12 protein-coding genes and 5 pseudogenes are annotated in these 14,680 nt (G+C 50.6%); 8 read left to right on the top strand and 9 right to left on the bottom strand.

Annotated elements, in window-relative coordinates; genetic code table 11:
- Positions 1-2 precede the first annotated feature (2 nt).
- The 3 genes and pseudogenes from C2U53_RS03685 to C2U53_RS30695 all read right to left on the bottom strand — a co-directional run.
- A complete protein-coding gene (locus C2U53_RS03685) occupies positions 3-479 on the bottom strand; it encodes a RadC family protein (RefSeq protein ID WP_003031345.1) in 477 nt (158 codons plus the stop codon).
- A 15-nt stretch (positions 480-494) separates the two neighbouring features.
- Positions 495-956 (bottom strand): antirestriction protein, encoded by a 462-nt coding sequence (locus C2U53_RS03680; RefSeq protein ID WP_104445641.1) that lies wholly within the window; start codon positions 954-956, stop codon positions 495-497.
- A 112-nt stretch (positions 957-1,068) separates the two neighbouring features.
- Positions 1,069-1,161 (bottom strand): annotated as a pseudogene (locus C2U53_RS30695) (DUF905 family protein); the annotation flags it as partial.
- 503 nt (positions 1,162-1,664) lie between these two features.
- On the opposite strand from C2U53_RS30695, the gene C2U53_RS03675 reads away from it, so the two are divergent.
- The 3 genes and pseudogenes from C2U53_RS03675 to C2U53_RS30690 all read left to right on the top strand — a co-directional run.
- Positions 1,665-3,662 carry a choline BCCT transporter BetT gene (locus C2U53_RS03675; RefSeq protein ID WP_016245729.1) on the top strand — a complete coding sequence of 666 codons (1,998 nt, stop codon included), beginning with the start codon at positions 1,665-1,667 and terminating at the stop codon, positions 3,660-3,662.
- A 64-nt stretch (positions 3,663-3,726) separates the two neighbouring features.
- Positions 3,727-5,004 carry a DUF2254 domain-containing protein gene (locus C2U53_RS03665; RefSeq protein ID WP_003036928.1) on the top strand — a complete coding sequence of 426 codons (1,278 nt, stop codon included), beginning with the start codon at positions 3,727-3,729 and terminating at the stop codon, positions 5,002-5,004.
- Between the two features lie 275 nt (positions 5,005-5,279).
- A pseudogene (locus C2U53_RS30690) lies at positions 5,280-5,423 on the top strand (morphinone reductase); the annotation flags it as partial.
- Between the two features lie 812 nt (positions 5,424-6,235).
- Here C2U53_RS30690 and yfjT read toward each other — a convergent pair.
- The 6 genes and pseudogenes from yfjT to C2U53_RS03630 all read right to left on the bottom strand — a co-directional run bounded on the left by yfjT (position 6,236) and on the right by C2U53_RS03630 (position 10,139).
- A pseudogene (yfjT, locus tag C2U53_RS03655) lies at positions 6,236-6,705 on the bottom strand (protein YfjT).
- A gap of 23 nt (positions 6,706-6,728) precedes the next feature.
- Entirely contained in the window at positions 6,729-7,169 is a 441-nt protein-coding gene (locus C2U53_RS03650) for a YfjS/YafY family lipoprotein (RefSeq protein WP_003029616.1), read from the bottom strand.
- Positions 7,159-7,404, bottom strand: coding sequence for a protein YpjK (gene ypjK, locus C2U53_RS03645; protein WP_003029614.1), 246 nt, complete (start codon positions 7,402-7,404; stop codon positions 7,159-7,161). Before ypjK ends, C2U53_RS03650 begins: the two co-directional genes overlap by 11 nt.
- Before the next feature lie 40 nt (positions 7,405-7,444).
- The gene (locus C2U53_RS03640; RefSeq protein ID WP_003029611.1) at positions 7,445-8,146 is read right to left on the bottom strand and encodes a WYL domain-containing protein; all 702 of its coding nucleotides are present in this window, start codon (positions 8,144-8,146) and stop codon (positions 7,445-7,447) included.
- Positions 8,147-8,362: 216 nt separating this feature from the next.
- Positions 8,363-9,184, bottom strand: coding sequence for a DUF932 domain-containing protein (locus C2U53_RS03635; RefSeq protein ID WP_003029610.1), 822 nt, complete (start codon positions 9,182-9,184; stop codon positions 8,363-8,365).
- A 91-nt stretch (positions 9,185-9,275) separates the two neighbouring features.
- Positions 9,276-10,139 (bottom strand): GTPase family protein, encoded by an 864-nt coding sequence (locus tag C2U53_RS03630; protein ID WP_003029608.1) that lies wholly within the window; start codon positions 10,137-10,139, stop codon positions 9,276-9,278.
- A gap of 448 nt (positions 10,140-10,587) precedes the next feature.
- Here C2U53_RS03630 and C2U53_RS03625 point away from each other — a divergent pair, with 448 nt between their 5' ends.
- The 5 genes and pseudogenes from C2U53_RS03625 to C2U53_RS03600 form a co-directional block, all read left to right on the top strand.
- Entirely contained in the window at positions 10,588-11,493 is a 906-nt protein-coding gene (locus tag C2U53_RS03625) for a YafY family protein (protein WP_032933065.1), read from the top strand.
- Positions 11,493-12,581, top strand: coding sequence for an SNF2-related protein (locus tag C2U53_RS03620; RefSeq protein ID WP_003029602.1), 1,089 nt, complete (start codon positions 11,493-11,495; stop codon positions 12,579-12,581). Before C2U53_RS03625 ends, C2U53_RS03620 begins: the two co-directional genes overlap by 1 nt.
- Before the next feature lie 56 nt (positions 12,582-12,637).
- A pseudogene (locus C2U53_RS03610) lies at positions 12,638-12,895 on the top strand (IS3 family transposase); the annotation flags it as partial.
- 67 nt (positions 12,896-12,962) lie between these two features.
- Positions 12,963-14,114 carry an IS30-like element IS30 family transposase gene (locus tag C2U53_RS03605; protein ID WP_003029596.1) on the top strand — a complete coding sequence of 384 codons (1,152 nt, stop codon included), beginning with the start codon at positions 12,963-12,965 and terminating at the stop codon, positions 14,112-14,114.
- Between the two features lie 9 nt (positions 14,115-14,123).
- Positions 14,124-14,549: pseudogene (locus C2U53_RS03600) on the top strand (IS3 family transposase); the annotation flags it as partial.
- Positions 14,550-14,680: the final 131 nt, after the last annotated feature.

The raw sequence follows: 14,680 nt of genomic DNA, 5'->3' as shown, positions 1-14,680 counted from the left end.
CCTCACAGCAGACCGTGTTCTGCGAACGAATAGATTTGCCTGCCGCCGACAATCAGATGGTCAGGGACACGGATATCCACCAGTTGAAGTACCTGAACCAGTCGCTGCGTGAGGGCTTTGTCAGCCTGGCTGGGCGTCGTCTCGCCGGAAGGATGGTTATGCGCCAGTATTACCGCTGCCGCGTTGAAGTACAGAGCGCGCTTGACCACCTCGCGGGGATGTACCTCGGTACTGCTAATAGAACCGGCAAACAGGGTTTCGTGGGCAATCAACTGGTTCTGCTGGTTCAGATACAGCACCCGGAACTCTTCCCGTTCAAGCGCGGCCATATGCAGCCGCAACCACTCCCGGACGGCATGAGTGGAGGTGAAGGCTACCCCAGGCTCATGCAGGTGCCGCTCCAGAGCCCTGAGCGCCCGCTGAATGAGACGCCGGTCCTGTGGCGTTATCTCGCCGGGTAAAAAGGAAAGCTGTTTCATTCGTTGCTCCTCCGGTCAGTCAATGATACGCAAAATGGCGTGGGCTTCAGAATGCTGCAGGGCATAGTCCCGCAGGCGGTAATAGTGCGCGGTCATTGCGTCACACTCTGTACGGCAGGTGTGATGGCTGTATTCAATCAGGCAGACAGCAATGCCTGCGGCTTCAGCACTCATGTCCGCGCCATTGCCGTTCATACCGTTGAACAGATGCCATTTATCGTCAACGTCAGCATCAGGGGCCATAAACGCGCCGCCATTGCTGAGCGTGTAAAAGGACCAGATACCACTGTTGTACTCGTCACAGAAGCGGTCCATCCAGGCGAAAATGCGGGGTTCCAGCGTTATCCATTGTGGGATAGAGCCAAAGTACTGCGGCCAGAAGCAGATACGCTGTTCGTCGGGTATCTGCGTTACGGTCAGTTCAAATTCGGATTCGTTAGCAGCAGATGCGAGGTTGTTTTTTGTCGCTGTTGTCATGGGTATGTCTCCGTCAATAAAAAAACGCCAGCGGCGACGGCTGGCGTATGCGGTAATAATGAGTGTTCGGGAAGATTAAATGTTGCTGGTAAATCATGCGGAGCCAGCAGATGGATACGTCCGTACAGATGCCTGGCTTGCGGGTATAGCGGTTAAGACCTTCACCGGCATCCGGTTCAAAGTTCCATGCCTGCCCTAGTCGTCTTCAATGTTAACGCCGGTGATACTGGCAGGAACTAATGGCCCTGCTGCGCAATCAGCCGATACCCACTACGGTAGGTCATAAAGCGATTAGTGAAACGACTTCAAACCTTCAGAATTATTCATTACTCCCCCCCTGAAAAATAATAAAAAAGCGGCAGAATCGTGAGATTCTGCCGTTAGTTGTGTATGTTCAGAGGAATGATATATATCTGAATATTTTTATAATGCTGATAGGCCGTTTTGTGCCAAAAGCAGAAGCTGGTAATTCGTGTCTAATATACTTCACTTAACGTATATCCCAGCTCTGGTACAGAATATGCAAATTAAATACCCAAGAAGTGGCAGGCTGATTAACAAAGAACTCCTTCGATTATAGGATGATTTGTATCGGCACTCATCACACCATGTGCTCGATTCACGCCGCATAGTCAGTTGAATTTTGCTACTCTGTAAGAGGTGGTAAGCATTATCCAATACGGATTTAAATCAATGGAATAAATGATTATGAGTGAAAATGAAACAATCCCAAAGAAGTCTCACAGCCAGATTAACAAAGCTGTATTCTTTACATCTGCTTTGTTAATTTTTCTTCTTGTCGCTTTTGCCGCTGCATTCCCGGATGTTGCTGACAAAAATTTCAAACTACTTCAGCAACAAATCTTCACGAATGCAAGCTGGTTCTACATCCTTGCTGTGGCCCTGATTTTATTGAGTGTCACGTTTCTGGGACTCTCACGCTACGGTGATATCAAGCTGGGTCCGGACCATGCGCAACCTGATTTCAGCTATCACTCCTGGTTTGCGATGCTTTTTTCGGCAGGGATGGGGATCGGCCTGATGTTCTTTGGCGTTGCTGAACCGGTGATGCATTATCTCTCACCTCCCGTTGGCGCCCCAGAGACTGTTGCGGCAGCGAAGGAAGCAATGCGGCTGACCTTCTTCCACTGGGGTCTGCATGCCTGGGCAATATATGCCATTGTAGCGCTGATTCTGGCCTTTTTCAGTTACCGCCACGGTCTACCTTTAACGCTGCGTTCTGCACTCTATCCCATTATTGGCGATCGCATATACGGACCTATAGGCCATGCGGTTGATATTTTTGCCGTTATAGGTACGGTCTTTGGCGTTGCAACATCGCTGGGTTACGGTGTTTTGCAGGTGAATGCCGGTTTGAACCACCTATTCGGGGTGCCCATTAATGAAACGGTGCAGGTCATTCTGATCGTGGCCATCACGGGGTTAGCGACGATTTCTGTGGTGACCGGCCTAGACAAGGGAATACGTATCCTGTCTGAGCTCAATTTGGGCCTCGCGTTGTTGCTCCTGGCGCTGGTCCTGTGTCTGGGGCCAACTGTGCTTCTGCTGAAGTCATTTGTGGAAAATACCGGCGGTTATCTTTCGGAACTGGTGAGTAAAACGTTCAATCTTTACGCATATGAACCTAAGTCGAGCAACTGGCTGGGGGGCTGGACATTACTGTACTGGGGATGGTGGCTTTCATGGTCGCCATTTGTGGGGATGTTTATCGCACGGGTCTCACGCGGCCGAACCATTCGCGAATTTGTCACCGGTGTGCTGTTTGTTCCGGCCGGCTTTACGCTCATGTGGATGACGGTGTTTGGTAACAGCGCAATCTATCTCATTATGAACCAGGGGGCGACCGATCTCGCCAATACCGTCCAACAGGATGTCTCGCTGGCCTTGTTCAATTTCCTGGAGCATTTCCCGTTCTCCTCCGTGCTGTCATTTATTGCAATGGCTATGGTCATCGTCTTCTTTGTCACATCTGCTGACTCGGGGGCAATGGTTGTAGATACTCTGGCATCAGGTGGGGTGGCAAACACACCCGTCTGGCAGCGAATCTTCTGGGCATCGCTCATGGGAGTTGTTGCAATTGCGCTTCTCCTTGCGGGAGGGCTGAGCGCGCTGCAAACGGTGACAATAGCAAGTGCATTACCCTTCTCCGTGATCTTGCTGATATCCATATACGGGCTGTTAAAAGCCCTGCGTCGAGATTTGACTAAGCGTGAAAGCCTGAGCATGGCGACTATTGCTCCTACGGCTGCACGTAACCCAATTCCCTGGCAGAGAAGGTTACGCAATATCGCGTATCTGCCGAAACGATCTCTTGTGAAACGTTTTATGGACGACATTATCCAGCCTGCCATGACGCTGGTTCAGGAAGAACTGAACAAGCAGGGGACGATAAGCCACATTAGTGACGCAGCCGACGATCGTATTCGTCTTGAAGTGGATTTGGGCAACGAGCTGAATTTTATATATGAAGTGAGGCTTCGCGGGTATAGCTCACCCACCTTCGCGCTCGCCGCAATGGATAATGATGAGCAGCAGACTGACCAACATCGATATTATCGCGCTGAGGTTTATCTCAAAGAAGGCGGTCAAAATTATGATGTGATGGGCTGGAATCAGGAACAGTTGATTAATGACATACTGGACCAGTACGAAAAACACCTGCACTTCCTGCACCTGGTTCGTTGATAGCAAAATGCCGTCCTAGGGGGCGGCAATTATTTATCCCGACCGCAATACGAGGGAATGCAGAATGATTTCACGCTGGCAATGGATTCTGAAGCAAACATTTAAGAAACTCTGGTTCAGAGCTACGTTATTCGCAATTGTCGCGATAATAACGGCTCTTTTATCTATTCTTTTTAAATCAATGATTCCTGAGTCGGTTTCAGTGAAGGTTGGTGCGGAAGCAGTTGATAACATTCTGAACATACTGGCATCGAGTATGCTGGCAGTGACCACATTTTCGCTGAGTATCATGGTCACAGCCTACGGTTCAGCCACTACTAATGTTACTCCCAGAGCAACGCGTTTAGTTGTGGAAGACGTAACCACACAAAATGTACTGGCCACCTTCATTGGTTCCTTTCTCTTCAGTCTGGTAGGAATTATTGCCCTCAATATGGGAGCCTACGGAGAAAGGGGAAGAGTCATTTTATTCATTGTCACACTCGTTGTCATTGCCCTCATCCTCATCACATTGCTTCGTTGGATACAGCATTTGACCTCTCTGGGGAGGGTCGGTGAGACAACAGCAAAAGTAGAACAGGCGGCCATCGAAACATTTATTGCGAGAGCCAGAAATCCCTGTCTCGGCGGATATCCATGGCTTGAGAGCTATGAACAGCCGAAAGGAACGGTTGCAGTTTATCCGAAGAAGATTGGCTATGTTGAATATATTGATATGGAGAAACTCAGCAAGCTGCTGGCCAATGATCCTCGTCATGTATACCTTGTGGCGCAACCAGGCAGTTTCATTCATCCGTCCATGCCAGCTTTGTACCTGAGTCAGGGCCAGGAGTCATCAATCTGCGCCGATTTACTTGAGACGATCATTGTCTCGGATGTGCGTTCATTTGCTCAGGATCCCCGATTTTGTCTTAGCGTCATGGCCGAAATAGCCTGCAGAGCCCTTTCACCCGCAGTGAACGATCCTGGAACCGCAATCGATGTCATTGGCAGAGGTGTTCGTATACTTTCTGCTTACGCGCAGAATAAGTCTCATGAAATTGAAGTGACCTATCCTTCAGTACACGTTGCGCCACTTCAGAACAACGATCTCCTGGAAGACTTTTTCTCACCTGTCGCACGCGATGGTGCCAGTATGAGAGAGATTCAGATAAGAGTGCTCAAAGGGCTATCTATGCTGAGTACGGGTTGGCCTGAGATGTTTGCTGATGCCGCGCACACTCTGGCAATTGAAACATTAGAGCATGCAAATCGCGCTGACCATATAGACTCCGATAGAGAATTCATAAAATCAATTTATTTTGATTTGTTTTTTGATGAAAACGCTAATAAGCAATCATAGTTGTGGAGCAAGCGATTTGGTTGCTAGCGAGACAAGAACAAAGCGTCTGCATGAGAATGGGCGTCTGCTTTGTATTAGAAGAGAACATACTGAGTCTTCATCACTTTTGCAGCAGGCTTTATCTCTACGTAAGACATCGCCTACAATCAAATATTTCGGTTTAATACCAGGAGAACACTAAATGTAGAAATTATGTCTACTCAGTTCGGAACAGACTACTGTTTTTTTATTCCGTAGCTGAGACCATCATATTTCCTCCAGCAAAGGAGATAAAAATGGAAAAATTATTTACCCAGTTTCAGACCGGTGATACTGACCTGGTAAACCGCGTCGTTATGGCCCCCATGACCCGCTCACGGGCAATGACTAGTGATACCGCTGATGAACTGACCGCAAAATATTATCAGCTGCGTGAATCCGTATGGGGCAAACCGGAGGTCGTCCGTGACGGGCTCAGGGATCTGGTTCGCCGCACGGGCGCAGATGAAATTATGGTGAACTCATGGCAAGGCACTCGTCTTTGCCGCTCTTCAGAAATAATGCTGAGTATTCTACCGGAAAGGCAAAAGGATCATTTACCAAAGATAATGACGAGAAAGTCATTGACGAAGCGGGGAAGGGGTTAAGTCATCAATCCATATCAAAATATCAGACGCCTGTTTACGCTATGCGGGCGTCCGCTTTTCGCTCACAGCGGACCTTCAATCCAGTAAGTATGTCGGCTTCGTGCTATGAGTCCAGCGATTATTGCAAGAATCGAAATACGCTAACCAACTGGGATCGGGGTACGTCGGCAATCGAAGCTGCAGGCAGGTAGCTCCTGCAGCCAGTATTGTTAACATTTCAACAGCAGCACTCTGCTTCTTTTTCACTACATTCTTCACAAATTCTGCAAGAGCAGAAGTCCTCAAGGTTATTGCACTGGCTACATTTTTTGCAGGTACAGTCCGACTCTTTCTCGTCACAGTTCTCACAAGTTCCACAAGTACATGCACTCATCATGTGTGCACACTTATCACAAATTTTATCCATAGTTTCTCTCAACCGCTAAATAAACAATCTCAACATAACACGTGATTATTTTATCATTGCTATATAGTCAACTAAAACTGGCCACTGCGCTCATTATTCGGAAGTGCCTGGACTAATCGGTGGAAATAAAAAATGAAAAAAATAAACCCTGACTGCTCCTGGCAGTCAGGTATGTTGTTATGGATGGAAAGCACAACTGTCACTCGTTAGTGCAGTCTGCTAATGTTGGCAGTGCCTTCGTAGCGTTCGTCAGGTCAACGCTGAAGGTCCCCGCTTTGCGGTCATTGACGTAGACGTCGAACTGCCTGGCCTTACGGATATCCATGATGAAACTAAACCAGGCATTATCCCCGTTACGCCAGCCAAGGGTTGAGGGAATGGCGTATTGCTTATGGGGCCCATCACCACTGTGATGTCGGTACTGTCATCATGCGAGCTGATCGTTTTATCCCCTGCGAGGGTCAGAAAAACCGATTGCTGGTAAATACCGTTCTGGTCCGGATTTTCCGTGCAGTTGATGGTAAACATCTTTCCGCTGCTATCCGTCACACTGTATTCCGCATTGCCCTGACCGTACCCCTGTTGCCAGAGTCCCGAAACCGCAGAGGCATTGAAGCTGACAAGCAGCACGCCAGCGAGCATGAGCCGACTTAAAGAATTTATTTTCATTTCTGTCTCCTTTGTCTTTGTATTTATTCCCGGTTATCAGGATTTGAGGGTATCAGCAGCCGTCCCATCAGTTTGCCGTCATGGGAATATTCAAGGAAACGCTCCCGGGTGCGCGGGTCCGTTTTCTCGTGGTATTCCAGGCTGATGTTGTCGGCAATACACAGCGCATTCATCAGCGGCTGCACGGTTTTCTCCTCCATATCCACGAGGTAGTAGTAACAGCCACCCTCGCAGCCATCGGGCGACTGACGGGTACGTAAGACCTGCATAGTGGGACCAGAAAGAGCAATCTGCGACCACTCTTCCCTGACATCATCCTGACGGCTCACCACATCGCTGAAGCGCGGAGGCGTGAGGTCCTTAAATTTACTGATAGCTTTCAGGTCATCACTCCTGTCATCGCAAGCGCTCAGAAACAGAGTGGAGGCAACCAGCGCCAGTAGAGGTAGTGTTTTACGTTTCATTATTTTTTCCTGAAATCAGACGAACCACTTTGGTAAAGACATAAATCCCCACGAAAATACCCACCGGCACGCCGACGAACGGCGTCAGCGCGACACTGGCAGCACCGGCTGCGCCACCTCCCGTCAGTAGTGCGGCAACGGTTGCAAGTGTCAGGGCCGTGAGGCTGTCGGACACTCCAGTTTTGTTCAGAATGATGACGATGATAACAATGGCGATAATGGCAATAACAGGCACTGGGCTCCTCCCTGTTGCCGGGTTGATAACAACGCCTGCGCTATTCCGGCGGGCTGTCAGCCGGAACAAACGTAAGCAGTGAATGCTGGATAAAGCGAAAATGGGGTAAGGCCTGAATGAAGACCGGGTCTTCAGTCAGGCGGCACAGACTGTCATTCCGGCGAAAAGTCTCCTGCAAAGGCTGAATCAGATGGATTTCATCAAGTGTGAATAAGGCGATATGTCCGTCGTGCTCTGCCACCAGATACCAGGCCTGCTGGTGGATAAGTAACCGGCAGGGAGCCAGCCGCTCACAGCGCTGCCCCTCGGCAATCAGCGTCACCCGCCTGCGCCCGGTAATGGCCTGAATCAGTCGCCAGAAAGACAATGCGCCTGATGGCGAAGGAGCCGGACTGGCGGGTGCGATTACGCAGGGAGACTCATCGCACATCAGCAGTGCGTTTACCAGACGACGGTCAAAGCCAGGGAAAAGACCGGCCATCCCGCTGCGGTGGGCAAAGATAAGCACGTCGGGCACCATCTGCGTCTCACTGCCCGCAGTGCGTAAGCGGCAATATCCGGACTGATACTCCAGGTCCAGATACATCAGCCGCTCACGAAAATCACGCCGCAGCGTGCGCACCGACACACCAAACTCAGCGGCCAGCTTACGCACACTCAGTGTTTCCCCTGCCACCAGACGGCTGATTATCAGTGACAGCCTGACAGCCAGCCGGTCATGGCGGCGTTCTGCCTGTGTCATGAGACGTTCTCCGTGAAAGTTAACTGACTGAAAATGATGTGATTACTTTAAAGAGGGGGTCGGACAGGGTATGGACATCACAGAAACTATTTTTCATTTCTGCAAAAGCCAGAGGCAGCGGGGGTTACAGGCCATTCCTCAGTGAGTGAGGACCGCCAGCACGGTGCGATGCGGACAGGTGGTGTCCGATATTAACAAAGCGGCAACATTAAACGGTCACTGCAGTTGCGTGAGCATCGCTTCCGCCATCACCCACAGTGCCCGGTTAAGTTTCACGTCCCCGTCGATACCGCGAACGGCACGGGTATGTGACCGTCCTCCTTTGGCATTACGGCCACTGAGCCCACCCTTAATCAGGTTCTCCTGAATACGCTGGTACGTGGTCCACAGGTCGCTACTCTCATCTTGCCAGCGGCGCGGGGAGAGGATCTGCGACTCAGTCACCGGCTGGTGGTCCTCACCAAAGCGGTACGTCAGCGCGGCTTTTGCCAGTGCCTGCTGCGCAGGTGGTGGCAACAGCAACGACTGCATCGCATCCCGCTTCTCCTCCACACGGTCAAAAATGCCCAGCACTTCATAGGCCCCCTCAATCACCTGACTCACTACATCGCCTTTGTGCGGCACACGCACCTCGCCAAATGACTCACCGCAGACGAGCCCGTTCTGACAAACCGCACGAAATAAACCCGGCAACATCTGGTACGAACTGGTGCCATCATGGGAGTTGAGCAGGATAATTTCTGGTACCTGTTTACCGGTAATCTGCCCCTCCCGACGAAGGCGTAGCATGTGTTTTGTGTGCTCGCGTCGACCCGGGTCGCGTACCCGGGTCTGACAGGCAAAGAACGGCTGGAAGCCTTCGCGCTGCAGGCTGTCCAGCAGGGATATGGTGGGTATATAGGTATAACGCTCACTACGGGATGCGTGTTTGTCCTCACTGAATACACTGGGCACCACGCGAAACAGCTCTTCGCGGGTTAACGGGCGGTCGCGACGGATAAGATTTGCTGCGCCAAAGCGCGAAGCCAGACGGGCCATAAGCAGACTCCTCATAACGGGAAAACAAATAAAAGGGATCCCCGTCGCATCTGCGACAGGGGCAGGGAAGTAACAGGGATGGGTTAAATACTCAGAAGAAGAAATCCCAGACGGCGCGGGCCACTGACACCACCGTGGTGCGCACGGCCTGAATGACAGCCCGTACCGGGGCGGGTATCAGGGGAAAGGCACTGATGCTATCGAGTACGGCCCCGACGGTTTCACCAAAATCGCTACGAGCCTGTTCCCGGACTACCGTCGTGCGAAAGGAAGACTGGAGTTGCGACACCACCGGGCTGGTGGCCTCACGTGGCAGGCACTTAATCATTCGCTCGGCCATCACCCGCAGTCCCCACTGAAGACGGACCGACACGGCACACACCGGATGTACGGGCTGGAACAGCTCATGCAGCAGACAGATTTTACGGCTGATATTCTGCTTCTGCGCCGTGGACAACGGTCCCCCACCGCTGGTGGGTTCGGCCTTATCCGACTGGCTGATAACAAACAGCACCTTATGCCGGTATACCTCTCCAATCACCTGATGATAAAAATGTTCATCCACCGCCAGCGCCCGGTCATCGGCCTTAATCAGCCACAGAACCAGGTCGAGCCGGGGGAGTTGTTCGCGGTACATCGCAGCATACTCGGTATCGCGAGCACCACTTTCGCCCACGCCGGGCAGGTCCACCAGCGTCATATAGCGCTCGCCGACTTGCAGGCGAAAGCGCAGTGGCTCACGGGTACATGCAGCCACATCGCTGACCGGTGATATATCTCCGGCAAACAGGGCATTGCACAGACTGCTCTTCCCAACACCGGTTTTACCCATAATGCCGATCACTGGCTCGTAGCGGGTTAACTGATTTATCTGCTGCAATATACGTTCAGACACCCACTGTGGCAGACCAGCGAGCGATTGCTGAAACGGCTTCAATCCTTCAGAATTGTTCATTACTACTCCTCTGAAAAATAATACAAAAACGGCAGGATCGTGAGATTCCACCGTTAGTCAGGTATGTTCAGAAGAATGATATCTATCTGAAAATAATTTGAATTAAGGTAAGCGTTAAACAGCTGCCGCCTGTGATCCCGGCCCCTAAGTCGTTAGGTTATTCTGCCCCCCTCATCCTCAAGCCAGACCAGTGGATAAGGGCAAATTGTCCGAGGGGCGATAGGGCATTGGGCATTGGGCATTGGGCATTGGGCATTAAGGTTTTATAGTTGTTAGGCATTAATCTAACGTTATAGAAACATCAGCTAATACGATGACTGTCTACGTTTGAAACGTCATCTCTTGCTTTTACATAAGTATTAATGTTGATTATCATCAATTTGATTATAATCATGGCACTTTATTGATTACCGTATTAAATTTTCATTTTTCCCTATAGTGATGATTCATGCCTAGTCCCCCTTGTAAGCGGCTTGACGACTTGAGTCAGGTCCAGCGCGAACGGCTGGCCTACATCGATTTTCGGCTTTACTTCTTCGGTGAGATCGGTCGCCCAGATCTGATTGAGCGCTTTGGCGTTGCTCCAGCAGGAGCGACTCGCGATTTGGCTTTGTACCGGGAAATCGCTCCGAATAACATCACCTTTGATGGTAGCGACAAGATCTATCGTATCGGGCAGGCGTTCTCTCCGTTGTTCGAGCACGCATCGCAGCGTGTTCTGTCGGCGCTGGCTCTGGGCTTTGGCGATGGCGTGAATGGCCCAATGCAGGCGTTGCTACCCTGTGAATCCCCCACAGCCCTGAGCATACCCAAGATGGATGTGTTGGCCGTGATTTGTCGAGCCATCCACTCCAAGCGCCCCGTCGCCATCCGCTACCACTCGATGAGCAGCGGAAAGTCCGAACGGATCATTGTGCCCTTTGCTTTGGTAGATACCGGCCTGCGCTGGCACGCCCGGGCCTTTGATCGCAAGAGTGGAGAGTTTCGGGATTTCGTCGTCACCCGCATCGAAGCGCCAACATTGCTTGAAGAGGTTCCGCAGGCCAACGAACGACCGGATAATGATATCCAGTGGACGCGCATCGTTGAGTTGGATTTCGTGCCGCACCCGCGTGTTGAACGCCCCGAAATCATCGAGATGGACTACGGGATGACCGGTGGCTCGATTAGGATGTACGTTCGTGCAGCGGTGGCAGGCTATATGTTGCAGCGCTGGCGTGTTGACTGCTCACCCAATCATTGCCTAAATGGACCGGAGTACCGTTTATGGCTCAAAGATCATCTCGCGATCTACGGCGTGAAAAACGCCTTACTGGCACCAGGCTATAGCACCTCTACAAAGGCTGACTCTTGATGGAACTGATCGACAATATCAATCGTCTGCTCGGAGACGACCTAAAGCAGACGCTCAAACCCGGTGCTCGCCTGAAGATCGCCGCCTCCTGTTTTTCGATGTACGCGTTTGAAGCGCTAAAAGCAGAGCTGGAAAAAATCGACGAGCTGCAATTCATCTTTACCTCGCCGACGTTCACCGCTAATGAAGTAACCGACAAGATTCGTAAGGAACGCAAAGAATTCCACATACCGAAGGCTGACCGCGAACGTAGTCTGTACGGTAGTGAGTTCGAAATTCAGCTGCGCAACAAACTGACCCAGCGCGCAATTGCAAAAGAGTGTGCGGACTGGATGCGGCGTAAGACAACATTCAAGTCCAATCGCAGCAAGGCTCCGATGCAGCAGTTTGCTTGTGTTCAGGCCGCCGCCGCAGAGACTGCCTACATGCCACTGCACGGATTTACGGCCGTCGATCTTGGCTACCAGCAAGGCAATGCTGTTTCAAACCTCGTCAACAAAATGGACGAGTCGACGTTTACGGCGACCTACCTCAATCTGTTTAACCAGATCTGGCAAGATCCTGAGAAGCTGGAGGATGTAACGGCGCAGATCTGCGACCACATTGCATCCGTCTACCAGGAAAACTCGCCTGAAAGTATCTACTTCCTGATGCTCTATAACATCTTCAATGAGTTTCTGGACGACCTCAACGAGGATGTCCTGCCCAATGACCGCACGGGCTATCAAGACACGCTCATCTGGAACAAACTCTTCAATTACCAGAAAGATGCTGCCACTGGGATCATCAACAAACTTGAAAACTACAGCGGTTGCATCCTGGCCGACAGCGTGGGCTTGGGCAAAACCTTCACCGCACTTGCCGTCGTAAAGTATTACGAACTGCGCAACAAGTCAGTTCTGGTGTTATGCCCCAAGAAACTTGCGGACAACTGGCTGAACTATAACCGCAACCTTAAGACCAACATATTTGCTCGCGACCGGTTCAGCTACGACGTGCTTTGTCATACTGACCTCAGCCGTACGAGCGGCGAGTCGTTTGGAACACAATTGAATCGCATCAACTGGGGCAGTGAAGTGGCACACTGAATTTGTCCACCTGAACAGAGGTGATATGCTCACCTCAGAACAACACAGGTGCTCCAATGAAAAAAAGAAATTTCAGCGCAGAGTTTAAACGCGAATCCGCTCAACTGGTTGTTGACCAGAACTACACGGTGGCAGATGCCGCCAAAGCTATGGATGTTGGCCTTTCCACAATGACAAGATGGGTCAAACAACTGCGTGATGAGCGTCAGGGCAAAACACCAAAAGCCTCTCCGATAACACCAGAACAAATCGAAATACGTGAGCTGAGGAAAAAGCTACAACGCATTGAAATGGAGAATGAAATATTAAAAAAGGCTACTGTAGATTCAATTGGTCAACGCAACAGTTATGTGAAAACATGGGGTTGCGGAGGTTTTTTGAATGAGACGAACATTTACAGCAGAGGAAAAAGCCTCTGTTTTTGAACTATGGAAGAACGGAACAGGCTTCAGTGAAATAGCGAATATCCTGGGTTCAAAACCCGGAACGATCTTCACTATGTTAAGGGATACTGGCGGCATAAAACCCCATGAGCGTAAGCGGGCTGTAGCTCACCTGACACTGTCTGAGCGCGAGGAGATACGAGCTGGTTTGTCACCCAAAATGAGCATTCGTGCGATAGCTACTGCGCTGAATCGCAGTCCTTCGACGATCTCACGTGAAGTTCAGCGTAATCGGGGCAGACGCTATTACAAAGCTGTTGATGCTAATAACCGAGCCAACAGAATGGCGAAAAGGCCAAAACCGTGCTTACTGGATCAAAATTTACCATTGCGAAAGCTTGTTCTGGAAAAGCTGGAGATGAAATGGTCTCCAGAGCAAATATCAGGATGGTTAAGGCGAACAAAACCACGTCAAAAAACGCTGCGAATATCACCTGAGACAATTTATAAAACGCTGTACTTTCGTAGCCGTGAAGCGCTACACCACCTGAATATACAGCATCTGCGACGGTCGCATAGCCTTCGCCATGGCAGGCGTCATACCCGCAAAGGCGAAAGAGGTACGATTAACATAGTGAACGGAACACCAATTCACGAACGTTCCCGAAATATCGATAACAGACGCTCTCTGGGGCATTGGGAGGGCGATTTAGTCTCAGGTACAAAAAACTCTCATATAGCCACACTTGTAGACCGAAAATCACGTTATACGATCATCCTTAGACTCAGGGGCAAAGATTCTGTCTCAGTAAATCAGGCTCTTACCGACAAATTCCTGAGTTTACCGTCAGAACTCAGAAAATCACTGACATGGGACAGAGGAATGGAACTGGCCAGACATCTAGAATTTACTGTCAGCACCGGCGTTAAAGTTTACTTCTGCGATCCTCAGAGTCCTTGGCAGCGGGGAACAAATGAGAACACAAATGGGCTAATTCGGCAGTACTTTCCTAAAAAGACATGTCTTGCCCAATATACTCAACATGAACTAGATCTGGTTGCTGCTCAGCTAAACAACAGACCGAGAAAGACACTGAAGTTCAAAACACCGAAAGAGATAATTGAAAGGGGTGTTGCATTGACAGATTGAATCTACAACCGCGCTCTTGATGTCAGACTCCCTGAACAGTTCTCGATAATCGGGAAACTCAGAGCGCATTATCCTGTGGTCACACTCTGCCATGTGTTCGGGGTTCATCGCAGCAGCTACAGATACTGGAAAAACCGTCCTGAAAAACCAGACGGCAGACGGGCTGTATTACGCAGTCAGGTACTTGAGCTACATGGCATCAGCCACGGTTCGGCCGGAGCAAGAAGCATCGCCACAATGGCAACCCGGAGAGGCTACCAGATGGGACGCTGGCTTGCTGGCAGGCTCATGAAAGAGCTGGGGCTGGTCAGCTGTCAGCAGCCGACTCACCGGTATAAACGTGGTGGTCATGAACATGTTGCTATCCCTAACTACCTTGAAAGGCAGTTCGCCGTGACCGAGCCAAATCAGGTGTGGTGCGGTGATGTGACCTATAGTGTGCCCGGAGTTCAGGGCGGGCATGGATGCTTAAATGAACCGCGAGTCTGTCTGGAATATTGAACCGGTAACTCACGATGAGAAACCCAACAATCCCACCGGGTGTGACGGTGGAGAACCTGAGCGGC

This window comes from Citrobacter sp. CFNIH10, from assembly GCF_002934585.1.
Lineage (GTDB): Bacteria > Pseudomonadota > Gammaproteobacteria > Enterobacterales > Enterobacteriaceae > Citrobacter_A > Citrobacter_A amalonaticus.
This window is presented reverse-complemented; position numbering and strand designations above follow the sequence as displayed.